Source organism: Marinobacter fonticola, assembly GCF_008122265.1.
Classification (GTDB): domain Bacteria; phylum Pseudomonadota; class Gammaproteobacteria; order Pseudomonadales; family Oleiphilaceae; genus Marinobacter_A; species Marinobacter_A fonticola.
This window is the reverse complement of the sequence record NZ_CP043042.1, coordinates 446,633-471,429: the sequence shown is the minus strand read 5'-3', so window position 1 is coordinate 471,429 and position 24,797 is coordinate 446,633. Positions and strand designations below refer to the sequence as shown.

Below are 24,797 nucleotides of genomic sequence, written 5' to 3'. Positions count from 1 at the left end.
GTATGAGTGACATAACAAGGACGACCATACTGGTCGCAGAAGACGATCCCGATGACCGCCTTCTGCTTGAAGAAGCGTTTGGCGATAGCGGCATTCCCTGCAATCTCGTGTTCGCTCATGATGGTGAAGAGGTGATGACATACCTAACCCAATACTGCGCCGCCCCGCAGCGTGCATCATACCCCAGCCTCATCCTGCTGGACCTGAATATGCCGCGGAAGAACGGTGAAGAAGTCTTGGAGGAGCTGGGACAACACCCGCACCTGCAACAAATACCCGTGGTCATTCTCAGTACCGCGAGTAACCTCCCGCCTTTTCTGCAGCAGCATCCCAGCGTGAGCCACTGTTTCGTCAAGCCCTCGAGCTATAGCGGTCTCGTCTGTCTGGTCCGCTCTCTGTTCAACTACTTACCCAGCGCTACCGAGTGGCCGGGAGTCAGCGATGATGCATGATCTAACAGCGACACTGCGCATTCTCCTGGTGGAGGACGACGAAGACGATGTAATCATTACCCGGGATCTCCTTTCAGAGGGTCTCGGCCTCGACCTGGAGTGGTCCCTGGACTGGAAACGGCGTTTTGCCGACGGCTTGGCAGCACTGGTGTCCGGCGACTACGACATCGCGCTCGTCGACCTTCGACTAGGTCCTGACTCAGGCATTGAATTGATCCAGGAAGCTCAACGTCAGGGCAACCTGACGCCGGCCATCCTGCTTACCGGTCAGGGTGACGACGACCACGACATGCATGCCCTGGAGCTGGGTGCGGCGGACTATCTGGTCAAAGGGATCGTCGACAGTCTAAGTATGGCGCGGAGTATTCGCTACGCTATTGAACGGGCGCAGCACAATGCAATGCTGGCAGAGAGCGAGGCGCGGTATCGTATCCTGTTCGATTCAAACCCCGAACCCCTCTGTCTGGTCGATTCGGCATCGGGTACTCTCATCGCCCTCAATAGCGCCACCGCCGAACTCTATGGGTGTACCTTAGAGGGCCTGCAAAACCAGGCATTCGCCAGCCTCAGCTCAGCCGATCAAACGCCACTGCAAACGGACCCGGTGCTCTCAGGGTTTCAGGCAAAAGACGGCGCCCGGCTGGAGATACACCGCAAACGTAACGGCGAGCAGATCTATGTGGAAGTGACCGAACACTCGGTTGTCCTTGGCCATGGATCAGCATCGCTGTTGATGCTGATAGATGTCTCCGACCGAATCGAAGCGTCGCGTAAGGCTCTGGATAGCGAAAAAGCCTACTTGAATCTCTTAACAGATCTCCGGGATGCTGTCGTCGTGGTCGACGCCCATCAGACGGTGCTGTTCTCGAATCTGGCGGCCAACGCGTTTTTCAGAACCACTGACATCGGCCACATTCGGGTGCCCGCGCCGCAAGCCGACGCCGACGATAATTCGCCGGTTATCTGCGAGGTGGAAGATGGCGAGGGCAAGGCAAAGTGGGCGGAAATACAGACAGCCCCCACTCGGTGGAAAGGAAAATCGGCCAACCTGATGACACTGCGCGATGTGACGGATCGCGTAAAAGACCAGGAACAGATGCGCCTGCTAACCCGAACCATCGAGTCCTCCTCCAACGGTGTCATCATCGTCGAGGCCGCCGGCAAAGACAACCCGGTCATCTACGCAAACCCCTCCTTCGAGCAGATTACCGGCTATACCCGCGACGAAGTGGTAGGCCGGGATTGCAGGCTGCTCCAAGGTCCCGATTCGGAATCGGATAAAAAGGCGGAGATTCGCAAAGGACTCGACAATTGCAGTGAAGTCAGCGTCGTCTTGCGCAACTATCGCAAAGACGGCACGCCGTTCTGGAACGACCTCTACATTGCGCCGGTGCCCGACGACAACGGCAACATCCGTCATTTTATCGGCATAATCAGCGACATCTCCGCGCGCATGGACGCAGAATCCGCCATCGCCTACAACGCCAGTCACGATGTGCTGACCGGCCTGCCGAATCGTTCGCTCCTGGCCGATCGTCTCAAACAGGGTTTGCTGTTCGCTGAACGCCATGCTCAGTCACTGGCGGTCGTCGTTGTCAACCTGGATGGGTTTAAACTCATCACCGATTCGCGCGGCCATCTATTTGGCGACAAAATACTGATCGAGGCGGCAACGCGTCTCCAAAGCGTCATACGCGCCGGCGATACGATTGCGCGCATCGGCGGCGATGAGTTTGTGGTTCTATTACCGAACCTGGCCTCGCCCGGAGACGCGGTCCAGGTCGTGGAAAAGGTGCTGAGTGCTTTGGCCCAGCCGTATACGATCGACGGAACGAGCCAGCACCTAACGGCAAGTATCGGGATCACGGCCTGCCAGCAGCTCCTGGAAGAGCCGATGGAACTCGTGCAACAAGCCGATATGGCAATGATTCAAGCCAAGCGGATGGGCAAGAACACCTACCATTGGTACACCTCCGAACTGAACCGGGATGCGAACGAACGTGTCACGCTGCGTAATGAACTGGAATGGGCCATCGAACATGGCCAGTTGATGCTGTTCTACCAGCCCCAGGTCGACAGCCGCACCGGAAAGTTCACCAGTTCGGAAGCATTCGTCCGCTGGCAACACCCGGAAAGAGGCCTTACCACCCCCAGTTCGTTCATCCCCCTGGCCGAAGAGACCGGGCAGATCATACGCATCGGGAAGCAGGTGCTGGAGCAGGCCTGCAGCGACAACAAGAAATTGGTTGACGCCGGCCATACCGACCATACGATCTCGGTTAACGTCTCGCCCCTCCAGCTTCAACAGAGCAATTTTGTCGCCATAGTCCGGGACACACTGGAAAAAACAGGCTTACCCGCAAACCGTCTTGAAATAGAGGTGGTTGAATCCGTCCTCATTGGCGACGAGCAGCGCGTCATCGCCACACTCAACGAACTGGTTTCGATGGGCGTAAAAGTGGCCATCGACGACTTCGGCACCGGCTTTTCCAGCCTCAGCTACATCAAGCTGTTGCCAGCCTCCAAGCTCAAGATCGATCAAGCGTTTATCAAGGACGTGATCAGCAACAGTCAAGACGCGGCCATTACGCTGGGCGTCATCTCCATGGCCCATCACTTGGGTCTAGTGGTTGTCGCCGAAGGGGTGGAAACCGAGGCCCATGCGGCCTTCCTTCGCCGCAACGAGTGCGACCTGCTGCAAGGCTTCCACCTGGCGCGTCCCATGCCGTTCCAAGAGTTACAGTCACTGATCGGCTCGGGCCCGATCAGTACGGGCTCGATTCAGGATACAGCGCCGCAGCGGACCCTGCTGTTACTGGACGATGAGCAGAACATCCTTCGGTCATTGACGCGCTTGTTACGTCGCGACGGCTATCGGATCCTGTCCACAACCGACGCCCGGGAAGCTTTTAGCTTACTGGCCGAGAACGACGTTCAGGTCATCATTTCGGACCAGCGGATGCCCGAAATATCGGGAACCGAGTTTCTCAGCCAGGTCAAAGATATCTACCCCGACACGATCCGCATCGTTCTTTCCGGCTACACCGATCTCAAATCGATCACCGACGCGATCAACGAGGGCGCCATTTACAAGTTCCTGACCAAGCCCTGGGACGACGAGCAGATTCGTAGCAACATTCGGCAAGCTTTCCTTCATCACTCAGCCGAACAGCAAAGTGAGGCGCTCGATTAGAAATGAGCGTCACAACGATTGCGAATGTCTCACTGATAAAGGTAGGCCGCTAAGGATTGAGTATGGTTGAGAATACCGCGCCAACGCCACCCCCCGTCTTTCGAATCCTGTTCGTCGACGACGAAGCCTCCATCCTGAGTTCGTTGCGGCGCATGATGCGCAAGCACGACTATAGCTGCTTCTTCGCCCAGAGCGCCCGCGAAGGGCTGACGATTCTGGAGGAAAATCCCATCGATCTGATCGTTTCCGATATGCGGATGCCGGAAATGGATGGCGCAGCCTTTCTCTCGGAGGTCAAACGGCGCTGGCCGTTTAGCGTACGTTTTCTGATGACGGGATACGCCGACATGCAATCCACGGTCGATGCCCTGAATCTCGGCGGCATCAATCGCTACATCAGCAAGCCTTGGGATGATGCCGCTCTACTCGACGCCATTGATGAAGGTCTTCGCATCCGCCGCCTGGAACGGGAAAAGAAGCGGCTTATTGATAAGACCCGCGAACAAAATCGAAGCCTCCAGCAACTCAATGAAGAACTGGAATCGCGGGTGGAGGCACGCACCGGCGAGGTCCGAAAACAGTCCGCCAAACTAAGGAAGGCCTTCCAGCAACTAAAGCAAAGTTACGACAGTTTCGTCAGGGTCTTTTCCAGCGTTATCAGCAGCCGCCCCCAACTGATCAAGGGGCAATCTCGCCAAGTGGCGGATCTCGCGAAAAACATGGCCCTGAAGTTGGACCTGGAGAACTCTCAAGTCAGCTACATCTACTATGCTGCCCTGCTGCATGAACTCGGCAAGCTCAACCTACCCGACGACTTGCTACTGCGCTCGGAAGTCAATCTGACCTACCGCGACTGGGACACATACCGCAAATACCCGGAACTGGGCGAGGTGTTTCTCACCTCAATATCCGCCCTTGCCTACGCCGGGACACTGATACGCCAACACGCCGAATCCTACGACGGTAGCGGCTACCCCGACGGCCTGAAAGGGGCCGCTATCGAGCCAGGCGCACGCCTCATACGCGTGGCCCGCGACTTTGTCGGTCTTCAGAGCGGCATGCTGAGTTACGACCCGCTGTCGCCCGACGAAGCCTTCAACTACATTAACGAGCGAGCGGGCCGGGAATACGATCCGGAGATGATTGAATTGCTGCGCCCGCTAACTCACTCCCTGACGATCGATCGCGTCAGTTCCTACGAAGTAAAACAGGCTATCGTCGACCTCGTTCCCGGCATGACGCTGACACGGGATCTGGTCAGTCAGAATGGGATACTGCTCATGGCGGAAGGGAATCAGCTCACAGAGGCCGTCATTGAAAAGCTAACAAGAATGGAACGCGTGGAAGGCAAAAAACTGTCGGTTTATGTCACCCAAACAGACCATGAGGAACACTGATACTATGCCAACGATTGTCCTGGTCGACGACGACTCCTTGATCCTGAAATCGCTAGGCCGTCTATTCAGGAAAGAAAAGTGGCGAATCCTATCCTACGACGATCCCAAACAGGCGCTGGTCTCGCTTGCAGATGAAGAGGTGGACCTGGTTATATCCGATTACCGCATGCCGCAAATGAATGGCGTCGAGTTCCTCAGCCAGTTCAAAGTTTCCCATCCCGACAGCTTGCGCATCGTTCTAAGCGGCCAAGCCGACATGAACGGCGTGCTCAAGGCGGTTAACGAGTCGGAGGTCTACCGCTTCATTCTCAAGCCCTGGGAGGACGAAGAACTGTTGATCACCATCCGTAACGCCTTGAAATTTAATGAACTCATAAAAGAAAACGCCAGATTGGCAGACGTCGTACGAAGACAGCGCGATAGACTGAAGCGTCAGCAAGATGAACTGAATCGGCTCGAAACGGAGATGCCCGGTATTACCCGGGTTGAACGAAACGAGGATGGCCTGATAGACCTTAGCGGCGAATTCGACGACCCGGACCGCTAGTGCACTTAACTTCGAGACCTGAGACGGAGGCCCATTGCTTCGAGCTGCGGGCTTTCCTCACCGCGCATTAGACGAATTAGCTCCCGGCGTGCATCTTCTCGCCCCATCCCCTTTTTCTCGAGAAAATCCAACATATTGCCGAAGACACGCCGGCGTTCCAGCCCTCGAGTCGACTCATCCCGGCGATTCGCAAAGGTGTCCATAAGGGTCGAGCCGCAGAGGCAATTGCGGAACAACTCGACAATGGGGAGATCGTCATCGTCATAACCGGTTTTCAAGCCGGATCCCCGGCCCAACGGCTGGGATTGCTGGATAAATGACTCTGGCGACTCGTACTCCCGCCCGCAGTTGGCGCAACGCTTGGGAAAGGCGCTGTCGGTAAGCGCCTGCAACCCATCGTAGAGATCCTGTTCAAGATCCTTATCAGCCATAAAACTTCCCCGCACACTTAATCCTGACGCTAAACGCGGCTATACCACGGAAGAGAACTTCCCAGGCCTCCCAAATGCGACGCAACGCCATACCCATAACGCGCGAGCCGCCTGGAACGTTGGCAACACATCCGGTCTGACGCCTATTAGCGATGCGAAAAAGTTGATTGCGAACAAGCTTGGGGAAGCGCCTATACGGCAGGGCTGCGTTGTAGCCGAGGTCAGGGGCAACCGCGAACTGGGAAATGGGACAGCTATTCTCTGAATATGTCATCGGAGCCTAAATTCATGGACAAAGACAAAAATAACATCCATGCGGAGCTAATATCCCTTGCTGCAAGCGCTCTGTTTTCCTCTACTCCTGCCTCAAATTATATGTGGTAAAAGGAACTATTCTGTATGCGAAATGTAACGGTTTAGCACGGACTGCCGGCACACGCCGATCACACCCCAGCCGCGGCCGGCATACAGCTTCGCCAATTCCAGACCGATGCCACGATTGGCGCCGGTAATCAAAACCCGTTGCATTCAGACACGCCTCTTTCCGGAACATGCTCGTCGTTCAGAGCAGCTCGCCGCGGTTCAGGATGCGCTGGCCACCGGTGTGGCGCCCGCATCGGCGGAAAACGTCTCCGCCTCCTGGCCGCAACTCCACTGGTCCTGCACCAGTTGCAGGAACACTTCCAGCTCCGGCAACTGGTTCAATCGGTCCTTGCGCGTCACGATATAGAGCGGCATACGTACCGCCGTGTTCTCGTAAAGCCGCACCTCGCCCCGGCAGGCCGCCATGGAGGCGAGGTTGGATTCCACCAGTCCCAGCCCCAGGCCGGCCTTGACCATGGCGATGGTGGAATACTCGTCATCGGACGTCGCAACAATATTGGCGCCGGCGTAATGCACCCCCAGCCGCTGGCGCATTAGTTCGATATAGGGACACTCGGCAGAGGGCGAAATCCAGGGCAACAGGGCCAGCTCGCGGGTGTGCCCGGACAGCGCCCCCAGGTCGCGGCTCGCGGGGCCGATGGTCAGGATGCTGATGTGACCCAGCTCGATGCGACGCAGGGCGGGATCGTCGTGTCCGCCGAAGACGAAGCCCGCGTCGAGTTCACCGGCCAGCACCGCCTTCTGGTTCTCCGCGGAGCTGCTGGAACGGATGACCAGGGACACATCGGGCAGTTCCCGTGCGGATGCCTCCAGCACCGATTCGAAGCGCAGCAGCTCCGGCAGGGCGTTGAGGCCAAACAGGAGTTGTGTGCGGGCGCGGCCGGCAATGGCCCTGGCGGTGGTCTCGAATTCGGCGAGGTTGCCGAGGATACGGTTGGCCAGGGGCAGCAGCCTGCAACCGGCGTCGGTCAGCAGCATGCCCTTGCTGGTGCGTTCGAAAAGCTGCAGGTCGAGTACGTCCTCAAGCTGCTTGAGCTGTGCACTGACGGCGGCAGGCGTGGAGAAGCGCCGCTCGGCGGCGCGGGTCAGGTTTTTCTCCTCGGCGATCAGCACGAAGGAACGCAGCTTTTCGAACTGGATATTCATGACGCATCCCCTGTCGTATACGCGGCGAAAACCGCCCCGCACCTGTTTCGGCAGAATACTACGCCACCCCGGTATTCGACACCCTGGCGCGCCGCGTGAACGTTCATAATCCCTGAACGTAGCGTGAAAAATAACTGGATTCCGAAGCTTCCAGAGCCTCCCTAGTATGGGTCTCATGATCCAGCGATGGCCGGCAACAGACGGCCGGGAGGCAAGAAGCCATGAGTAGCATGACGTTCAAAAGTCACAAACTTCGCAACAACCGCAAACCCCGTTTTGCTGTCGGGGGCACCCTGAATATCCTGCGCATCTGGCGGGCCCGCTACCGCAATCGCCGCGCCCTGAGGAATGACTTTGGCCAGGCCAGCCCTCGCTGGCTGGCTCGTATGGAGCACGATATCGGGCTGGAACCGGGTAACTTGCAGCGGGAAATGAATAAGCCGTTCTGGAAGGAGTGACGTCCGGCAACTTCAGGTTCGGTGAAGGCCGGACGTCCTCAGACTTCGCTTTCAGCCAGGGGCGCCGCCAGCTTGGAGGCCTGGCGGCGTTGGCGATGACGCAGCCCAATCACCACGGCGCCGGTCAGGTACATCGTGATCGAGTAGACCGCCGCCGGCACCGCAATTTCGGGATTAGCCAGAAAAGACGTCGCCACCATGATCGCCAGGGTCGAATTCTGAACGCCGATCTCGATGGTAATGGACGTGGATTGGTCGGCATTCAGGCGGAAGCCCCGCGCCGCCAGGAAACCCATCGACATCATGAACACATTCAGCACCAGCGTCGCCACGCCGCTACTGGCAACCTGAGTGACGATGCGGTCGCCCTGCTTGGCGGTGATGACGATGATCAGGAACACGAGAAACAACGCGCCGAACAGGTTGATCTTAGGCTCCAGCCAAGCGGCCAATCGTCCAGCCTTGGCGCGGAGCACCATGCCAAGCATGACCGGCAAGAGCGTGATGGCAAACAGCGCCGCCATCATCGTCCCCACGGGTACCTGAACCTCGGTGCTGGCATCGGCAAACGCCAGGAAGGCCAGGCTGACAATCAGCGGAATGGTGAATATGGTCAGCAAACTGCTGATGGCGGTCAGCGTGATGGACAGGGCCAGATCGCCACGCGCCAGATACGTCACCAGATTGGACGTCGTGCCGCCGGGACAGGCCGCCAGCAGGACCAGACCTATCGCCAACGCAGCCGAGGGCATGAGCCATGCCGCGACGGCAAATCCCGCTAGCGGCAACAACACCATCTGGCCAAAGGTGCCGATCAACACGGCTTTGGGATAACGCCCGACCCTTGTGAAATCGGCAATCTGTAGGGAAAGCCCCATGCCGAACATAATGATGAACAGACAAAGGGGAAGAATGATCTGTGAAAAAATACTGCTGGTCATGGTTCGTTGCCTTCAGGCCTGATGCAGCCAGGCCCAGCGGCTGTCTCGGGACGGTCAGGCCTTACCGGTGGCGTGCATTATTATTGTTGGGAGCGACTTGGCTTTGGGCAAGAGTAGCACCGGGAGACGCTGACAACTGTAAAACCGTTGACGTTTTGCCCACGGAACCTCTGATTGAGTCTATCGGCGATGCCCGGGATGCGTTCCTTTGCCACGCAGCAACATAGGCGTCATATTGGGGGTGATACGATGGCAGCGAATAGGAGTACGGTCGCACACCTATGAAACATCTTTTCTTGATCCGGCACGGCAAATCGAGCTGGTCCGATCCGGCACTGGAAGACTGGGAGCGCCCGCTGAATAACCGCGGCAAGCGGCAGATGGAGATTATGGCGGCACCACTGGCGCAGCAAGGCGCCTTCAACGGCCAGATCTATTCCAGCAACGCCATGCGTGCCCGTAAGACCCTCGAAGGCATGATCGCCACGCTCGGCGACGATGGTCTGCCCGCGCGAACTCACTTCAAGTCGAAGCTGTACACCTTCGACAGCGATGTCCTACGCAAGTGGCTTACCAAGCGCCAGGAAGATAGCATCACCCTCGTCGGCCACAACCCCGCCCTGCTCGAACTGGCGAACAGCCTGTTGCGCAAGCCTATCGACGAGCTCCCCACCGGCAGCTGCATACATTTGATGCTGCCCATTCAGCAATGGGACGAGGTGGAGGATGGCACGGCCGCGTTAGGGGGCTTGTTACTGCCGCGCTGGATCGATTACACGTTATTCCAGAAGAAGCAGCCCCCCGATCCCGGCAAGAAAGAAGCCAAGCATCCGCTTCAGGCCTTATCGCTCTCGCTGCCGCATATCATGGAACGCCTGCAAAAACTGGAGCCCGGCGCCAAGCTCGGCTACGACATCGAGTTCCTGCATCAATACCGCGTCGCCATTCGCCGGGCCCGTGCGGTGCTGGAAACCGTCTACCAGATTACCGGCGACAACAACTTGAAGAAGCCTGTTAAGCGCTTCAAACGCAATGCCCAGGCCACCAGCCAGTTGCGCGATCTGGATGTCTTCCTCGACACGCTGGCCGAATGGAACGAAGACTCTGAATTCCGCGATGCCTTGCGCAGTAGCGGCGCCCTTGAAGCCTTCGGCAAAGAGCGGGAGACGGCCCAAAAGGCGTTTGCCGAGCATGTCATGTCCCGCCAATACATGGACGATATGGATGACTTGCGGGAATTTATTCACGCCGGTGAGCTGAACACGGTCTTGCAGCAACTGGACAAGCACCGCATTCGCGAGGCACTGGATGCCCGGATTGCCGACCACAACGCGCGGCTGGTGGCCTTGTCCGATCTGTCCTCCGACGACGATTTTCACCGCCTGCGCAAGAACCTCAAACGCACCCGCTACCTGGCGGATCTCGACCCCGCCCTGCCGTCCGATTTTCGCAAAGACCTGAAGAAGCGCCAGAAGCTGCTGGGGGAATTTCAGGACCGCCACGTCCAGCAGGATTTCATGCTGAAATACCAGGCCGGGGCGGACCCTGAAGGCACGCTAAGCCCGCTGATCCAGCGCCTCGACAGCCAGAAACAGGCGGCGCGTCAGCACATACTCACTCTCGACCCGATCGATACGCCGGAGCCAGTCGCCCGCGCAGTATCGAAGAAACAGGATCAGCCGGAGACGTCCTAGTGCACTAGGCGGGATCAAGTAACTCGATCCAATGCTGCACCGGACGGTCTGCCTTGCTGCCCAGGTGCAGTTGGCAGCCGATATTTGCCGTTACGATCCGATCCGGCTGGTCGACTGTCAGCGCCTGTAGCTTGTTCTTCAGCAGCCGTTGGCTCATTTCCGGCTGCAGGATGGAGTAGGTGCCCGCCGAGCCGCAGCACAAGTGTTTGTCCCGGGTTTCCGCCAGCGTAATACCCGCCTTGCGCAGCACCTGCTCCACCACACCGTTCTGCTTCATCGCATGCTGGAGCGTGCAGGGACAATGAAAGGCCACTTTGCCGGGGTCTTTCGCCAGTTTGAGCCGGCCGAGATCCTCCTGCAGCAAGAGCGCACCCAGATCCCGTGTCATGGAACTGATGGTTTCGGCCTTTTCGGCATAAGCCGGATCGTGGCGCAACAGGTGGCCGTAATCCTGCACCATAGCGCCGCAGCCGGAGGCGGTCATAACGATGGCCTCGGCCCCGTTCTCCACCAGCGGCCACCAGGCATCGATGTTGCGGCGCATGTTATCCAAACCGTCCTCATGGGCGGAGAGGTGGTAGTTCAACGCCCCACAGCAGCCGGCCTCCGACGCTTCCACCAGCGAAACACCCAGCTTATCGAGCACGCGCGCCGCCGCCGCGTTGGTATTCGGCGTCGCTGCCGACTGCACGCAGCCAGCAAGGGCGACCACCACGCGATCATGTTTCGTCGTTGGCCAGGACCTGGCCACTTGGCGTGGCGGCACCTTGGTTTTGAGCGCGTCTGGCAGCAGCGGCTGGAACAGCTGACCCATTCGCAGCAATGGCGCAAACAGGGTTCGATGGGGCACGATGCGGCGTAGCGCCCAGCGAATCGCCCTTTCCCGGCGCGGGCGCTCGATTCGCTCATCGATAAAGCCGCGGGTAATATCCACCAGGCGTCCATACTGGACACCCGACGGACAGGTGGTCTCGCAGCTACGGCAGGTCAGGCAGCGATCCAGGTGGGTCTGGGTCTTTTCGCTGACGGGCTGGCCTTCCAGAAACTCCTTCATCAGGTAGATGCGCCCGCGCGGGCCGTCACGTTCGTCGTTGAGTTCCTGATAGGTCGGACAGGTCGCCGTGCAGAAGCCACAGTGAACACAGGACCGCAGGATCGCTTCAGCTTCCTGTCCTTCGGCGGTATTACTAAATTCCTGAACGAGATTGGTCTGCATAAGAAACGTCCTAAAGCCAGCTGTAAAGGCGTCCGGGATTGAACAATCCGTGGGGATCAAAGGCCGCTTTCAGCCGTTGCTGGATGCGCTTGAGAGGTTCGGGTTGGCGATGCATGACCTCGCCGCTGCGATCGCCGCCACGGAACAGGCTGACCTGCCCGCCGGCCGCCTGAGCCTGATGTTCCATATCGGACATAATGGCATCGCCCCGATACCAACGCTGGGCGCCGCCCCAGTCGACGAGCCAGTCGCCGTCCAGGTCCGGGTTCGCTGCAGTTGAGTTGACGGAAAAGCGCCAGAGCGGTTCCGGCCCATCGAAATAGGCCAGCTGGTGATCCCGCAGCCCCCGCCAGAAGCCGTCCGCGTCCTCGGTCACCTCCCCTGGCCATTGATGGGCGGTCGCCTCGACCGCGGACTGGGCGCCGGACAGGCGCAGGTAGAGTTCGCCCCCCATCCAGCAGGCGCCGGTGAGCGGCTTGGCTTCCCCGGCCCGCTCGTTCATGAAACGGATGGCGTCGTCCAGCCCCATCGGCTGCACCAGGGTCAACGTCGCCGCCGGCCGGGGCAAGACCTTCAGACTGACCTCGGTGATCACCCCCAGACACCCCATAGCACCGGCCTGCAGGCGGGAGACGTCGTAGCCCGCGACGTTTTTCATCACCTGGCCGCCAAACTTGAGGTGCTCTCCTGTGCCGTTGATCAACCAGATACCGAGCACCTGGTCGCGCACCGAGTTGGTCCAGGGCCGGCCAGGACCGGACTGGTTGCACGCCAGCGTGCCGCCAATCGTCGCGGTATCCCTGAAACGCGGCGGTTCGAAGGAAAGCATCTGATTGTTCTCGGCCAGGGTAGCCTCGATTTCGCTCAGCGGTGTACCGGCACGAGCCGTCAGCACCAGCTCCACCGGCTGGTAGTTGACGATGCCGGTGTGTTCGCTGACATCCAGGGGCGTAGTGGGGATACCCGCGTCCCTCCCCATGAATGTTTTGCTGCCACCACCAACGATGGTCAGTTTTTGTCCGGCGTCACGAGCCGTCTTTACTTGGGTCTGAAGCGCTTCTGCCTGATCCGCCATTACGCCTCCGCCGCCTGTTTTCTGGGTTGCAGCGCCCGGTATTCCTGGCACTGGCGCAGGGTCGGCACGCCCTTGCCCGGATTCAGCAGGCCCTTGGGATCGAACGCCGCCTTGAGGGCGTGGAACTGAGTCAGCTCGTCATCGCGGAACTGCACCGCCATCTGTCGGATCTTTTCGATGCCCACGCCATGTTCGCCGGTAATGCAGCCGCCGACCGCCACGCACAGCTCCAGGATCGCGCTGCCGAATGCCTCGGTGCGCTCGAACTCGCCGGGCACGTTGGCATCGAACAGGATCAGCGGGTGCAGGTTGCCATCACCGGCATGGAATACATTGGCCACGCGCAGCTTGAAGCGCTCGGACATTTTCTGCATTTCCGTCAGCACGTGGGCCAGTTGGCCACGCGGTATGGTGCCGTCCATGCAGTAGTAATCCGGCGAGATACGGCCAACGGCGGGAAAAGCGGACTTGCGACCTTTCCACAGCAGCGCCCGCTCTTCCTCGCTTTGGGAGGTTCGCACCGACGTGGCACCGTAGGAGCGGAACAGGTTTTCGGCCTGCTCGATATGCTCCTGCACTTCCTCGGCGGTGCCGTCCACTTCGCACAGCAGCAACGCCTCTGCATCCCGTGGGTAGCCGGCATGGGCGAAGTCTTCGGCAGCCGTAATGGCGTAACCGTCCATCATTTCCAGACCGCCGGGAATAATGCCATGGGCAATAATACCGCCCACCGCGTCGCCGGCATTCTGTATCGAGTCGAACCCTGCCATCACCACTTGGGCCTTTTCCGGCTTGGGCAGTAGCTTTACTTTCACTTCGGTGATGATGCCCAGCATGCCTTCGGAGCCGGTGCTCAGCGCCAACAGGTCCATGCCGCAGCTGTCCAGACCGTCGCTGCCGACGACGATACGTTCACCCTCGACGGTGACCATCTCGACGCTGAAGATATTGTGAACGGTCAGTCCGTATTTGAGGCAATGCACGCCGCCTGAGTTTTCGGCCACGTTGCCGCCGATGGTGCAGGCAATTTGAGAGGATGGATCCGGCCCGTAATAGAGCCCGTATTGAGCGGCCTCCTCGCTGATGGCGAGGTTGCGCACGCCCGGCTGCAGGCGCGCGGTGCGAGCCAAAGGATCGATCTGAAGGATGCGATTGAACTTGGCCAGGGAGAGCAGAACGCCATCCGAGCTGGGCATGGCGCCGGCGCTGAGGCCCGTACCCGCACCACGGGCTACCACCGGCACCTCGTTGGCGTGACACAGACGCATCACTTCTTGCACCTGCTCCACGGTTTCCGGCAGAACGACGAGCATTGGCATCTCGCAATACATCGACATGCCGTCGCACTCGTAGGGCTTCATGGTTTCGTCGTCATCGATCACGAATTGGGGATCGATGAAGGACCGCAGCTGACGCGCCAGCCCGGCCCGGTCTATCTTCGGTGCTGCTGACATAGGCCTCTCTCTTCGGAACGCTGCGCCCTTATCAGGACACGGCGTCCGTTTTTTATCGATATGTTTAGAGCAGCAAACCCGCCTCGAGTTCAGCCCCGGTTCTGCAGGAAATAGTCGATCCCGGCCTGGGCGCAGTCCATGTCCTGTTGCGGGGTTCCGGAACTGAGGCCGATACCGCCAACCACCTCGCCATCGACCACGACGGGCAGGCCGCCACCAACGGTGCTGAGCTTGCCACCGACTTCGGTGTGGATGCCGAAAGCCAGATTACCCGGCACGTTGGCCGCATTGTACTCATGGGTCGCCTTGCGTGCCGCGGCGGCGGTAAAGGCCTTATCCTGAGCCACGAAAGCGCTGGACACCTTGCCGCCGTCCATGCGTTCGAAGGCCACCAGATTACCGGACTCGTCGGTGATGGCGATACACATGGGAATGCCGATTTCATTGGCTTTCTCGGAAGCACCCTTGATCAGGATGCGGGCGTCTTCGATGTCGAGGCGTTTTACCGTTAGCATGTTTCTCTCCTAAGTGTATGTGTTCGTCTGTGAACCCAACCCCCTCTATAACGGTGATGGCCACCCAAACGCCATGCGACTTTCAGCGATCACCCTCAACCGTACACGACGCTGGGCAACCAGGTAATGACCGTCGGGAAGACGACACAGACGAACAGACCAACCGACTGGAGGGCCAGGAACACCAGCGACGACTTGAAGATCGTGCCCATGGAAATTTCCGGCGGGCAGACGCCACGGATATAGAACAACGCATAGCCGAACGGCGGGCTGAGGAACGACATCTGCATGTTCACCAGGTAGAGCACGCCGAACCACAGCACCACATCCTCCCCCGGCACCGCCGGCATGCCGAACAGCCCGTCGAAGGTCAGCGCTTCAACAATGGGAATGAAGATAGGCACCGCCAGCAGCAGAATGCCCACCCAGTCCAGGAACATGCCCAGCACCACCAACAGCAGCATCAGCAGGAACAGGATGCCGTAGGGCGACATGCCAGTGCCCAGAATGGCATTGGTGATGAATTCCTGCCCGCCCTGGAGGATGTAGAAGCCGACGAATACCGAGGCCCCGAACATGATCCACAGCACCATCGCCGACGCCTTGGCGGTAGTGATCGAGGCTTCCTTGAGGGTCTGGATGGAGAATGCCTTGTGCATCCAGGCCACCAGGATCGCGCCGAAAGAACCGATCCCCGCCGCTTCCACGGGCGTGGCGATGCCGCCGAACAGCAGTCCCAGCACTAACGCCACCAGAATCAGCGGTGCAATCAGATCCTTGAGCAACAGCAGCTTGCCCTTAAATGAAACGCGCTCGTCCTTGGCCACCGGTGGACCCAGCTTCGGATTGATGGCGGTGCGAATCAGCACATAGGCGATATACATGCCCGACAGCAGCAGCCCCGGCACCACCGACCCCAGATACAGCTCGCCCACCGACTGCTGGGCCACCACCGCGTACAGGATCGCCAGGATCGATGGAGGGATCAAAATACCCAGGGTGCCGCCAGCCATGATCGAACCCAGGGCGATCTGGTGATCGTAGCCCCGCTTGAGCATCGCCGGCAGGGCGATAATGCCCATGGTCACCACTGCCGCCCCGATCACGCCCACCATCGCTGCGAGAATCGTCGAGGCCAGGATCGTGGCCGAGGCCAGACCGCCGCTCAGGCCACCCATCCATTTGTAGACCACATTGAACATTTCCTCGATCAGCCCAGCCCGCTCCAGCATCGCCGCCATGAAAATAAACAGCGGAATCGCCGCCAGATCCGAGTTGGTCATCATCGGGAAGATGCGGCTGGGCACGATATTGAGCATCAGCGCATCGCCCACCAGATAAATGAAGACGACACCCAGCCCACCGGTCACGAACGCCAGCGGCAGGCCCATCATCAACGCCACCAGCAGCGAGCCGAACATCAGGTAGGTCAGCGGCCCGATGCCAATACCGTAGAGACTGCCGGCCAGGCGGAACAGGAAATATTCGTCGCTGTAGGGGTCGTAGAACAGGATATTGATGACTTCGACGCAGATAATGAAAGCCAGCACCACGGTCGAAATGATCATCAGCCAGGTGCCCAACTGGCCTATCACCGAGCGGGTCGCATTGGCTGCTGTATTGGATTTCGCGGTATTGACGCTCATGCCGTGCCCTCCTTACCCAGACGGATAAACAGGGCAATGTCCTTGATCAATTTCGACACGCCCGCCAGCAGAATCAGGATGGCGCCCAGCAGCATCATGGCCTTCACCGGGTAATACTGGATGCCCCAGGTTTCCACGGTGGTCTCGTGCATCGAGAAAGAGTTCTGGAAGAAGGTCCAGGAGGTGATCGCCAGGGCCAGGGCGAAGATGAAGAAGAACATGGAGGTAAAGATATCCATGCCCACCCGCCCGCGTTCCGGCAGCAGGTTGTAGAGCACGTCCACCCGCACATGAGCGCCGTGCAGCATGGCGAATGCGCCGGCCAGTAAATACTGCATCCCCAGCAGCAGGAAGCTGGCCTCGTGCACCCAGATGGTGGGCATATTGAAGATGTAGCGCATCACCACTTCGAAGAAGTAGAAGCACACGGCATTGACGGTCCAGAATGCCACGAACACACCGGAGTGCTCGCTGATCCAGTCGATGGCGCGAGTAAACACATTCACCCCGGCATCCGGATGGCGTTCCAGCGGCGTGGGTTTCTGTACTTCACCGGGCACCGGTGTCGGCTCGTCTTCAACCGGGCCTTTACGCTTTTGCTGCCAGCGATCCAGCGCCATCATGATCAGCGGCATTACCGCCAGCCAGCCCCAGTAAAACCAGTGGGGCAGGACAAAACCAAAGCCTTCGAGATCGGACATACTTTACCCCTCAGGTAACAATTCGGGAGAGCCGAAGCTCTCCCTGTTCACGTCATGTTGAGGGGCCTATTCCATGCCCTTGATGTCTTCCGGGCTCACATAGCCGACGGTGTCGTTCATCATGTATTCGAGCTGCATGTCGAAGATCGCACGGGCGTCCTCGTCCTTGTTGGCCCACTTGTACCAGATGGGAATTGCGGCACGGCGGAACTCCATCAAATCCTGCTGGCTCAGACGGGAGACGGTGTCGCCTTCGGATTTGAATTTCTCCATGGCCTCAATGTTCCGTTTCTGGATGGTGAGGTAGTGCTTCATCGAGTAGTTGCGCACTTCGTCCTCGACCAGTTGCTGAAGCTCGGGAGAAATACTGTTCCAGGCCCGCATATTGACCGTCAGATCCATCAGATCCACCGGCTGGTAGATGGACATCACGCCCGGCGGGCCGAATAGGATGTAGTCTGTCACCTGGGAGAAGCCCAGCTCGTAGTTCACCGCTGGCCCAACGTAGTCGGCAGCGTCGATGGTGCCTTTCTCCAAGGCCGGGAAGATGTCCGAACCGGGCAGGCTCACCGTGGATACGCCAAACTGCTGAAACACTTCCGCCACCATGCCGCCGGGTACCCGAATTTTCATGCCCTTAAGGTCCGCGAGGTTGCTGACTGGTTTCTTGGAATGGATGATATTGGCGTCGTGCTGGATCGGGCCAACATAAAACAGACCGAACTTCTTGTAGATTTCCCGGGTCTTTTCCAGCATGCCCAGGGCGTAGAACATCGTATCCCACTGGTGCGGCTGGTCAGGGCCGGCCGGGTAGGACGACAGGAATACCGAGGCCGGAATCTTCCCGGACCAATAGAGAGTGAACGGGTTCATCCCTTGCAGTACGCCGTTGCGCACCGCATCGAACAGGGCGTTGTTATCCGCCGCCACGGCCTTGGCCGGGAAGCAGCGGAAGCTCAGTTCGCCACCGCTTTTCTCCTCCATCGAGTTGCACCATTCCTCGAAGAGGTCATACCCCACCGTACCCGCGTCCCATACGGACTGGATCTTCCAGGTCGTGGCGGCGGAAGCCGGTGTGCTAATGGAAAAAGCGGCAAGTATGGCGACGAAGGTAAGAGACTTCGTCAGCCCTTTAATGGGGCCTTGCTTCAAACCTCTCTCTAATCCTCTGTTCGAACTTTTTTTAAAAACAAGCCGCGTACGCGCGGCCTGTTGGACGGCACCGCTGTTTCGACGATCGATTGGAAACTCCATTTTTAGCTGTCCCCACTGTCATTGTTGTTGTGGATTACTTCTGGAGTCAGCGAGTTCGCACACTTGGGCCGGCTTTCCCGGACCCCATACAGCATCGGCACGACGCTCTCAGCACCACTATTGATAATTGTTGCAAATTGGTGATTCGTCCAGAAAATGATCAATTATCAAAAACTATGAGGGTAATAATGACCGTCCCACGCCTCCGATAGTCCGGCGTCTCTACCTATCATCTAGCGGCAACGACGCGCAGTTATCGATATTTGCGAATCCATCATTCCCGGACTGGCCGGAGCCAGTGGTTTAGGGCTACAGTTGCAGTCATGATTAGTGATCAATTGTGCTGGCTGAGCCCCAGGGACCATGGTATTTATCGTGATTCTAGTGCTCTACCCTATCGGATGGGTTTTCGCCCGGATTAGACAGCGGTACGCTAAAAATGAACTCCCAAAATGTGGTCAATCCGGTTCATCAACTGATGCTGCCGACGCCCCGGTGGGCTTTTTCCGAGTATGAACGTATCCGGCACCGCCTGCCCGCCAGCATTCGGCCGGATCGTCCAGCGGAAGTGACGGCCCAGCCCAACCTCGGGCTTCTCGCCGATCAGTTCGACGCTTTTGTTTTCGATGCTTACGGCGTACTTAACACCGGCGACCGGCCGCTGACCAATGCCGTCATGCGCTTCGCCGAGCTTCAACGGGCGGGCAAGCGCTGCCTGATTCTGTCCAACGCGGCCACCGCCAGCTCCGACCGGTTGTTGTCGAAGTACCGCTCATTCGGCTTTGCCCTCGACGAAGATCAGCTTATCTCCAGCCGCTGGCTACTGGAGCGAGCGCTGCATGCTGGCCATAGGCAGGGTCTGTGGGGCGTCATCGCCCCGCTGGAGGCCAACCCCCAGACCTTGCCATTGAACTACGTCAGCATTCACGGCGAACCGAACGATAACCTGCGCGATCGTATGGATCGCTGCGACGGGTTTATCTTCCTCAGCACCCACGGCTGGACCAGCAACCATCAGGCGCAACTGGAAGCCAGCCTCGGCAGCTATCCTCGCCCCGTGGAAGTGGCCAACCCGGACTTGGTCGCACCCAGGGACGACACACTCACTCTGGAGCCGGGCTTCTACGCCCACCGCCTGATCGACCATACCGGCATTACACCGGTGTTCTACGGCAAGCCCTATGGCCCCGCATTCCAGGAAGCCCTGGCCCGGCTGGAAGGCATCGAACCGTCCCGCACGCTGATGATCGGCGATACTCTGCATACCGACATCCTCGGCGGCCAAAGCGCCGGCATGCGCACGATGCTGGTCACCGAGCACGGTTCGCTGAAGGGACTGGACGTCCGTGCTTGTATGGAGCGTTCCGGTATCCAACCAGACTTTGTAGCACCTGCCATTTAGTGAGCGCCCCAAACACAACCCTGCCACCGTAGCCTACGCTTTTACCGCTAAGCTTTATCTGCGGGAATACGCCACCTTGCCGCCACGTAGAAATGGTCGCCGCCCATGCCGCGTCCGAAGCGGCTTCGATTTTTTTTGCGATCAACGGCCCCATTACACACCCCTCCCAAAAAGACACATATCTCTCTTGTTCTGGAAACAGTGTCGATTACTCTATCTAGCAGGGTCACCTATTGCGGTAAACCGGCTGAGGATCTTCGCAGTGTCATTCAGAACCCATCAACGATTCCGCTGGATAACTTCACTATCCTTGCTCCACTGGATCGTTGTCGTGCTCTCGCTCTCGCTCACATTCGTCGCCTGGCACATCTCGTCCCGTATCGCGCTGGACAAAGCGGAAGTACAGTTCAATTATCAGGTCGAGCAATTGAACGAAGTGCTCCTCGACCGCATGAGAAATTATGCGTTCGCGCTGGTTTCGGGCGCCGGTGCGATTCACTCGCAAAATGGAGACATGTCTTGGGAAGAATGGCGGGCGTATAGCGAATCCCTGGCAATGCCGGAACGTTTGCCCGGTATTAATGGTATTGGTGTTATTTATCGGGTTGCACCTGGCGAAAGGGCCAATTTCGTCGATGAGCAGCAGGAGAAGCGCCCGGGTTATAGCATTCACCCGCCCCATAATCAGAACGATTACTGGCCCATTCTTTATATCGAGCCCGAGGTGACGAACAAGGCGGCGATCGGCCTCGATATGGCGCATGAAGCCAATCGTTACCAGGCTGCGCGTCGCGCCATGTTGAGTGGCAAAACCCAGATCACCGGGCCCATCGTGCTGGTTCAGGACCAGGCACAGACACCCGGATTTCTGTTTTTCCATCCCTTTTACGCGAGTAGTTCAATCCCCCCAGAAGGTCAGCGTGAGGCGCAATTCGAGGGACTGGTCTATGCGCCGTTCATTGTGTCCAAGCTGATGGAAGGCGCGTTAGCCAACGTCAACCGTCTGATTCAGTTCAGGATTAGCGACCAGCGCGAAGTTTTATATGATGAATTACAGGCGACTGATGACAACGTCGACACAAGCCCTATGTTCAGCAAGTCGTACACCCTCGGCCTTTACGGGCGGGAGTGGCATTTTGACGTACAAACCACCCGGCTGTTCGAAGCGTTCAATGCCAGTAAGCAGCCCGCCATCATCCTTGCGGCGGGCATTGCCATCGACGCACTCATCATCCTGGTTTTTGTTCTGCTATCGAACGCCAAACGCCGTGCCGAAAGGAAGGTCAGCGAAAAAACGGCCGAACTCCGGGAAAGTCTGAACTTTGTCGAGAGCCTAACCGACAATCTTCCTGTAGCCATCGGCGTATGGGATGAAAATCTGAACTGCCGTTTCCTGAACACCCAAGGCGCGAAAATTACCGGCATCGAGAAAAACACGGCCATCGACAGGTCTATAACCGAGTTTCTCGGCCCCGATATGGCCGAAAAAAGACGCCCCTTCCATGAACGTGCCTTAGCGGGGGAAACGCTGGAATCAACAACGCAGTTTGAAGATTACACGGGCAAACGTCGCACGCTCACGGTGAGCTATGTGCCGATTACGCAGAACCATCAGCCCTGCTTTGTCTCAATTGCGCACGATATTACCGAGCTCAAGCAGCGGGAAATCGAACTACAGCAACTGAACCGGGAACTGGAAATCCAAAGCAGACAAGCCCAGGAAGCCGCAGAGGCGAAGGCTGCTTTTCTCGCCAACATGAGTCATGAAATCAGAACGCCCATGAACGCCATCATTGGCATGCTGGTGCTATTGCTGGAAACCAACCTGACTGACTATTCCCGCGTACTGGCAAGAAAAGCCTTCTCCGCGTCTGAAATTCTGCTACAGCTTCTGAACGACATTCTAGACCTGTCCAAAATCGAATCCGAAACCATTGAAATAGAAAAGCGACCGTTCGAAATCGATACGCTGATCCAGCGCACCGCTGAGCTATTTGCCTTGGCTGCCGAGGAGAAGGGTCTCCGTCTTCGCGTCGTCGTGAACCCGGATGTGCCCAGCACCCTACAAGGTGACCTGCTTCGTTTATCCCAAATACTGATCAATCTGATAGGAAATGCGGTCAAGTTCACCTCCGAGGGGGAAATATCCATACATTTTTCCTTTGAAACCCAAGTAGGCAACGGCGGACATCTCAACGTGTCTGTAAAAGACACCGGCATTGGCATCAAACCCGAGGACCAAAGGCGGATCTTCGACAACTTCAAGCAAGCGGATGAATCCACCAGCCGAAACTACGGCGGTACAGGACTTGGACTGGCTATCAGCAAAAAACTGACTGAACTCATGGGGGGGACACTATCGCTGTCCAGCACCTTCGGTAAGGGAAGCTCTTTCGTGGTAGAGATACCCGTGCAGACACCCTCGGTGTTCCTAACCTTCGGCCAGCGGGAACTCGCAAACCAGCCCCGGCTATTTCACTACGGCTTCAACCGTAACCTGCCTGTTTTGAGAGAGTACACCACGCAGTGGCAGGTCCCGTGTAATCCTGTAGCTGATTTCTCCACAGGCCTACATATGATTTCGGATCCCGACACCAGCAAAGCGCCGCCGGTTTTTCTGATCGATACTGAGAGCGCCGACATGGTTTCGCTGGAGAGCGGGATCTCAGACCTGATAAAAGCCGGGAACCGTGCGGTGATCGAGCGCATCGTCATTCTGGCGCCACCAGGCTTCATGGCCGGTTGGCTCTCGGCTGTTGTTGAACTTGGCGGAACGGTGATTTCAGAACCGTTCACGCCATCCAAGCTTTACGACAGCCTCACCAGCCGCAAGACTCATTACCCCAATCCCACTCTCGATGTGACGGAACGCCCCTCTTATACCGGTCTAAAGGTGTTAGTGGTTGATGACCTGCCACTGAACTGCGAAATCGTCGCAAGCTATCTGAAGGCATTCAATGCCACAGCAACGTCGGTGCACTGCGGTGAAGATGCCCTTAGGCACCTACAAACGCAGCCGTGCGACCTGGTGTTCATGGACCTGCATCTCGAAGGCGAAACAGGCCAGCAGATCACCGAAAGCATCCGTAGCGCCCCACTTGAGCACCAGCCCGTGATCGTTGCGCTTTCCGCCTCGGTCAGCGAACACGACCGGGAGAGTGCAAGAAAAAGCGGTATGGATGAGTACCTGACCAAACCAGTGTTGCCCGCAGACATCCAACGGATTCTGCAGACGTTCTTTAAGACAAGGAACGCTACGACACTCCCTGCGGAGGCTGTTAGTCCGCGGCCCAAAGACATGCCTGAGTGTATTTCGTCACAGCGACATGCGGAGTTGTTCGGTAAGGTGCCGGCGATATTCATACCCTGTCTGCGCAGCTTTGCTGTGAGCGGAAAAGAAATTGAGGCTGAAATCTCCGCCAGCCTCGAGAACGCAGATGCGAACAGGATGAGGCTTGTTGCCCATCGCCTTAGAGGCGCTGCAGGCAACATTGCCGATGTCGACCTTCAGCGCACTGCGGGCGAGATCGAAGACGACTCGGACGATCGACGGGCACTCGATTCTGCCCAAGCGCTGAAAGAACAGTTACTACAGCATCTATCGGCCATCGACGCTTTTCTAGACGAAATTCCAGCGGCGCCAGAGGGCGATCAGCCCAGTGAGGACGCGTTCTTGAAGACACTTTCGCGCATTGAGGAGAAAGCAAGTACCAACCGCTTGGTAAACAGCAACGACACCAAGCAAGTCGTCAGCTTTCTTTTGGCAAAGAACTTCTACACACTCGCGGATCGTTTCCAGAAGGCGGTAGCTAGGTTTGACTTTAGCGCCACACGACAAGTGATCTCGGAAATCAAGCAGGAGTTGCCATTAGATGGTTGAGCTGTCGCCTCCCGGCGCCCTATCGACAATTCTAATTATTGAGGACGACGCCGTCGGCATAACCAGTCTGGAGGGCATTCTGGGGGAGCGGTTCGATCTGGTGATCGCCCGCACGGTCGACGAAGCGAAACGTCTTATTTCGCCCGACATCGACTTGATACTGCTGGATCTTTACCTGAAGGACGAGTCCGGCCTCGATTTCTTGCGGCACATCAAGAGCTATCGTCAATTCGCATACTTACCTATCATCGTCATCTCGGGCTCGCATCGGGAAAGCGACATCGAGAGCGCATTCGAGATAGGGGCAGTCGATTATGTTTTGAAACCATTCAATCAAGTCATTCTAGGCGCGAAGGCCTCTACCTTTATCGATCTCAAGAAAAAAACAGACAAACTCGCCTCGGCAGCCTATACCGATCCCCTTACCGGTACCGCTAACCGCAGACTGTTCGAAGAGCAGTTGGGCACTGAGTGGCGGCGCGCCTTACGCCACCAAACCCAACTTAGCCTGTTTCTGGTCGATCTCGACAAATTTAAACAAATCAACGATACCCACGGCCACCCGGTAGGCGATACATGCCTGATAACACTGGCCCACACCATGCAGCGCACGATAGCGCGCGCTGGTGACGTGATAGCGCGACTGGGGGGCGATGAGTTTGCCGTCCTATTGCCAAACACCAAACTCAATGATGCGGTCCTGGTGGCGAACCGGCTACAGACTACCCTGAAAACGCTTCTGGAGAATGCTTCGGCAGACACCGACGGGTGCCCTCACTTTACCCTATCCATTGGCTGCGCCAGCGTTATTCCCAACCAAACCGTGACCCAAACAAACCTCATAGAACAGGCCGACCGCGAGCTCTACAAGGCCAAGGAACTCGGGGGACGAGATTGTGTTAGCCCGGCCCCATGACGCGGAAGCGTCACGGGGCCTGCCGTCAGGGCTTTGATGAATTCAGTTGGTCCTTGCCTTTACAACCGCCCTGTTTTTGCTAAACCTAAAAGGCA

At 57.8% G+C, this 24,797-nt stretch carries 19 protein-coding genes and 1 pseudogene; 9 read left to right on the top strand and 11 right to left on the bottom strand.

The genetic code is table 11. From position 1 onward, the window contains the following. Positions 1 to 2: 2 nt before the first annotated feature. The 4 genes from FXO11_RS02110 to FXO11_RS02095 all read left to right on the top strand — a co-directional run bounded on the left by FXO11_RS02110 (position 3) and on the right by FXO11_RS02095 (position 5,589). On the top strand, positions 3 to 452 hold the full coding sequence (locus FXO11_RS02110) for a response regulator (protein ID WP_148861353.1): 450 nt from the start codon (positions 3 to 5) through the stop codon (positions 450 to 452). Further along, positions 442 to 3,645, top strand: a complete 3,204-nt coding sequence (locus tag FXO11_RS02105; RefSeq protein WP_202980271.1) for an EAL domain-containing protein — start codon at positions 442 to 444, stop codon at positions 3,643 to 3,645. The genes FXO11_RS02110 and FXO11_RS02105 overlap by 11 nt, the downstream gene beginning before the upstream one ends. 62 nt (positions 3,646 to 3,707) lie before the next feature. After that, a complete protein-coding gene (locus tag FXO11_RS02100; protein ID WP_148861352.1) occupies positions 3,708 to 5,042 on the top strand; it encodes an HD domain-containing phosphohydrolase in 1,335 nt (444 codons plus the stop codon). 4 nt (positions 5,043 to 5,046) lie between these two features. Further along, positions 5,047 to 5,589, top strand: coding sequence for a response regulator (locus tag FXO11_RS02095; protein ID WP_148861351.1), 543 nt, complete (start codon positions 5,047 to 5,049; stop codon positions 5,587 to 5,589). A gap of 5 nt (positions 5,590 to 5,594) precedes the next feature. Here the strand turns inward: FXO11_RS02095 and FXO11_RS02090 are convergent, their stop codons facing one another. The 3 genes and pseudogenes from FXO11_RS02090 to FXO11_RS02080 form a co-directional block, all read right to left on the bottom strand. Continuing rightward, entirely contained in the window at positions 5,595 to 6,020 is a 426-nt protein-coding gene (locus FXO11_RS02090; protein ID WP_148861350.1) for an oxidoreductase, read from the bottom strand. A gap of 423 nt (positions 6,021 to 6,443) precedes the next feature. After that, positions 6,444 to 6,548 (bottom strand): annotated as a pseudogene (locus tag FXO11_RS02085) (short-chain dehydrogenase); the annotation flags it as partial. 54 nt (positions 6,549 to 6,602) lie between these two features. Next, complete coding sequence (locus tag FXO11_RS02080; RefSeq protein ID WP_168203113.1) at positions 6,603 to 7,550, bottom strand: LysR family transcriptional regulator; 948 nt, start codon at positions 7,548 to 7,550, stop codon at positions 6,603 to 6,605. A 221-nt stretch (positions 7,551 to 7,771) separates the two neighbouring features. On the opposite strand from FXO11_RS02080, the gene FXO11_RS02075 reads away from it, so the two are divergent. Continuing rightward, positions 7,772 to 8,008, top strand: a complete 237-nt coding sequence (locus FXO11_RS02075; protein WP_148861348.1) for a DUF1127 domain-containing protein — start codon at positions 7,772 to 7,774, stop codon at positions 8,006 to 8,008. 38 nt (positions 8,009 to 8,046) lie between these two features. Here the strand turns inward: FXO11_RS02075 and FXO11_RS02070 are convergent, their stop codons facing one another. Further along, positions 8,047 to 8,949: a bile acid:sodium symporter family protein gene (locus FXO11_RS02070; protein WP_148861347.1), complete on the bottom strand. Its 903-nt coding sequence runs from the start codon at positions 8,947 to 8,949 to the stop codon at positions 8,047 to 8,049. 281 nt (positions 8,950 to 9,230) lie between these two features. On the opposite strand from FXO11_RS02070, the gene FXO11_RS02065 reads away from it, so the two are divergent. Further along, complete coding sequence (locus tag FXO11_RS02065; protein WP_148861346.1) at positions 9,231 to 10,643, top strand: CHAD domain-containing protein; 1,413 nt, start codon at positions 9,231 to 9,233, stop codon at positions 10,641 to 10,643. A gap of 4 nt (positions 10,644 to 10,647) precedes the next feature. Here the strand turns inward: FXO11_RS02065 and glcF are convergent, their stop codons facing one another. From glcF to dctP, 7 genes are all read right to left on the bottom strand, one after another. Next, complete coding sequence (gene glcF, locus FXO11_RS02060) at positions 10,648 to 11,859, bottom strand: glycolate oxidase subunit GlcF (RefSeq protein WP_148861345.1); 1,212 nt, start codon at positions 11,857 to 11,859, stop codon at positions 10,648 to 10,650. 10 nt (positions 11,860 to 11,869) lie between these two features. Further along, a complete protein-coding gene (gene glcE, locus FXO11_RS02055; RefSeq protein WP_148861344.1) occupies positions 11,870 to 12,934 on the bottom strand; it encodes a glycolate oxidase subunit GlcE in 1,065 nt (354 codons plus the stop codon). After that, a complete protein-coding gene (locus FXO11_RS02050) occupies positions 12,934 to 14,388 on the bottom strand; it encodes an FAD-linked oxidase C-terminal domain-containing protein (protein ID WP_148861343.1) in 1,455 nt (484 codons plus the stop codon). The genes glcE and FXO11_RS02050 overlap by 1 nt, the downstream gene beginning before the upstream one ends. Before the next feature lie 89 nt (positions 14,389 to 14,477). Beyond that, positions 14,478 to 14,903 (bottom strand): GlcG/HbpS family heme-binding protein, encoded by a 426-nt coding sequence (locus tag FXO11_RS02045; RefSeq protein WP_148861342.1) that lies wholly within the window; start codon positions 14,901 to 14,903, stop codon positions 14,478 to 14,480. Positions 14,904 to 14,998: 95 nt separating this feature from the next. Beyond that, positions 14,999 to 16,549, bottom strand: coding sequence for a TRAP transporter large permease (locus FXO11_RS02040; protein WP_148861341.1), 1,551 nt, complete (start codon positions 16,547 to 16,549; stop codon positions 14,999 to 15,001). After that, positions 16,546 to 17,250: a TRAP transporter small permease subunit gene (locus FXO11_RS02035; RefSeq protein WP_148861340.1), complete on the bottom strand. Its 705-nt coding sequence runs from the start codon at positions 17,248 to 17,250 to the stop codon at positions 16,546 to 16,548. Before FXO11_RS02035 ends, FXO11_RS02040 begins: the two co-directional genes overlap by 4 nt. 66 nt (positions 17,251 to 17,316) lie before the next feature. Beyond that, the gene (gene dctP / locus FXO11_RS02030) at positions 17,317 to 18,504 is read right to left on the bottom strand and encodes a TRAP transporter substrate-binding protein DctP (RefSeq protein WP_264766192.1); all 1,188 of its coding nucleotides are present in this window, start codon (positions 18,502 to 18,504) and stop codon (positions 17,317 to 17,319) included. A gap of 439 nt (positions 18,505 to 18,943) precedes the next feature. On the opposite strand from dctP, the gene FXO11_RS02025 reads away from it, so the two are divergent. The 3 genes from FXO11_RS02025 to FXO11_RS02015 all read left to right on the top strand — a co-directional run bounded on the left by FXO11_RS02025 (position 18,944) and on the right by FXO11_RS02015 (position 24,702). Beyond that, the gene (locus FXO11_RS02025; protein WP_148861338.1) at positions 18,944 to 19,906 is read left to right on the top strand and encodes an HAD-IIA family hydrolase; all 963 of its coding nucleotides are present in this window, start codon (positions 18,944 to 18,946) and stop codon (positions 19,904 to 19,906) included. Between the two features lie 310 nt (positions 19,907 to 20,216). Beyond that, the gene (locus tag FXO11_RS02020) at positions 20,217 to 23,786 is read left to right on the top strand and encodes a CHASE domain-containing protein (protein ID WP_148861337.1); all 3,570 of its coding nucleotides are present in this window, start codon (positions 20,217 to 20,219) and stop codon (positions 23,784 to 23,786) included. Beyond that, a complete protein-coding gene (locus FXO11_RS02015) occupies positions 23,779 to 24,702 on the top strand; it encodes a GGDEF domain-containing response regulator (protein WP_148861336.1) in 924 nt (307 codons plus the stop codon). Before FXO11_RS02020 ends, FXO11_RS02015 begins: the two co-directional genes overlap by 8 nt. The last annotated feature ends 95 nt before the right edge of the window (positions 24,703 to 24,797 follow it).

Coding starts and splice junctions, on each gene's coding strand:
- FXO11_RS02110 (WP_148861353.1), top strand. CDS start 3: ATGAGTGACATAACAAGGACGACCATACTGGTCGCAGAAGACGATCCC.
- FXO11_RS02105 (WP_202980271.1), top strand. CDS start 442: ATGATGCATGATCTAACAGCGACACTGCGCATTCTCCTGGTGGAGGAC.
- FXO11_RS02100 (WP_148861352.1), top strand. CDS start 3,708: ATGGTTGAGAATACCGCGCCAACGCCACCCCCCGTCTTTCGAATCCTG.
- FXO11_RS02095 (WP_148861351.1), top strand. CDS start 5,047: ATGCCAACGATTGTCCTGGTCGACGACGACTCCTTGATCCTGAAATCG.
- FXO11_RS02090 (WP_148861350.1), bottom strand. CDS start 6,020: ATGGCTGATAAGGATCTTGAACAGGATCTCTACGATGGGTTGCAGGCG.
- FXO11_RS02080 (WP_168203113.1), bottom strand. CDS start 7,550: ATGAATATCCAGTTCGAAAAGCTGCGTTCCTTCGTGCTGATCGCCGAG.
- FXO11_RS02075 (WP_148861348.1), top strand. CDS start 7,772: ATGAGTAGCATGACGTTCAAAAGTCACAAACTTCGCAACAACCGCAAA.
- FXO11_RS02070 (WP_148861347.1), bottom strand. CDS start 8,949: ATGACCAGCAGTATTTTTTCACAGATCATTCTTCCCCTTTGTCTGTTC.
- FXO11_RS02065 (WP_148861346.1), top strand. CDS start 9,231: ATGAAACATCTTTTCTTGATCCGGCACGGCAAATCGAGCTGGTCCGAT.
- glcF (WP_148861345.1), bottom strand. CDS start 11,859: ATGCAGACCAATCTCGTTCAGGAATTTAGTAATACCGCCGAAGGACAG.
- glcE (WP_148861344.1), bottom strand. CDS start 12,934: ATGGCGGATCAGGCAGAAGCGCTTCAGACCCAAGTAAAGACGGCTCGT.
- FXO11_RS02050 (WP_148861343.1), bottom strand. CDS start 14,388: ATGTCAGCAGCACCGAAGATAGACCGGGCCGGGCTGGCGCGTCAGCTG.
- FXO11_RS02045 (WP_148861342.1), bottom strand. CDS start 14,903: ATGCTAACGGTAAAACGCCTCGACATCGAAGACGCCCGCATCCTGATC.
- FXO11_RS02040 (WP_148861341.1), bottom strand. CDS start 16,549: ATGAGCGTCAATACCGCGAAATCCAATACAGCAGCCAATGCGACCCGC.
- FXO11_RS02035 (WP_148861340.1), bottom strand. CDS start 17,250: ATGTCCGATCTCGAAGGCTTTGGTTTTGTCCTGCCCCACTGGTTTTAC.
- dctP (WP_264766192.1), bottom strand. CDS start 18,504: ATGGAGTTTCCAATCGATCGTCGAAACAGCGGTGCCGTCCAACAGGCC.
- FXO11_RS02025 (WP_148861338.1), top strand. CDS start 18,944: ATGAACTCCCAAAATGTGGTCAATCCGGTTCATCAACTGATGCTGCCG.
- FXO11_RS02015 (WP_148861336.1), top strand. CDS start 23,779: ATGGTTGAGCTGTCGCCTCCCGGCGCCCTATCGACAATTCTAATTATT.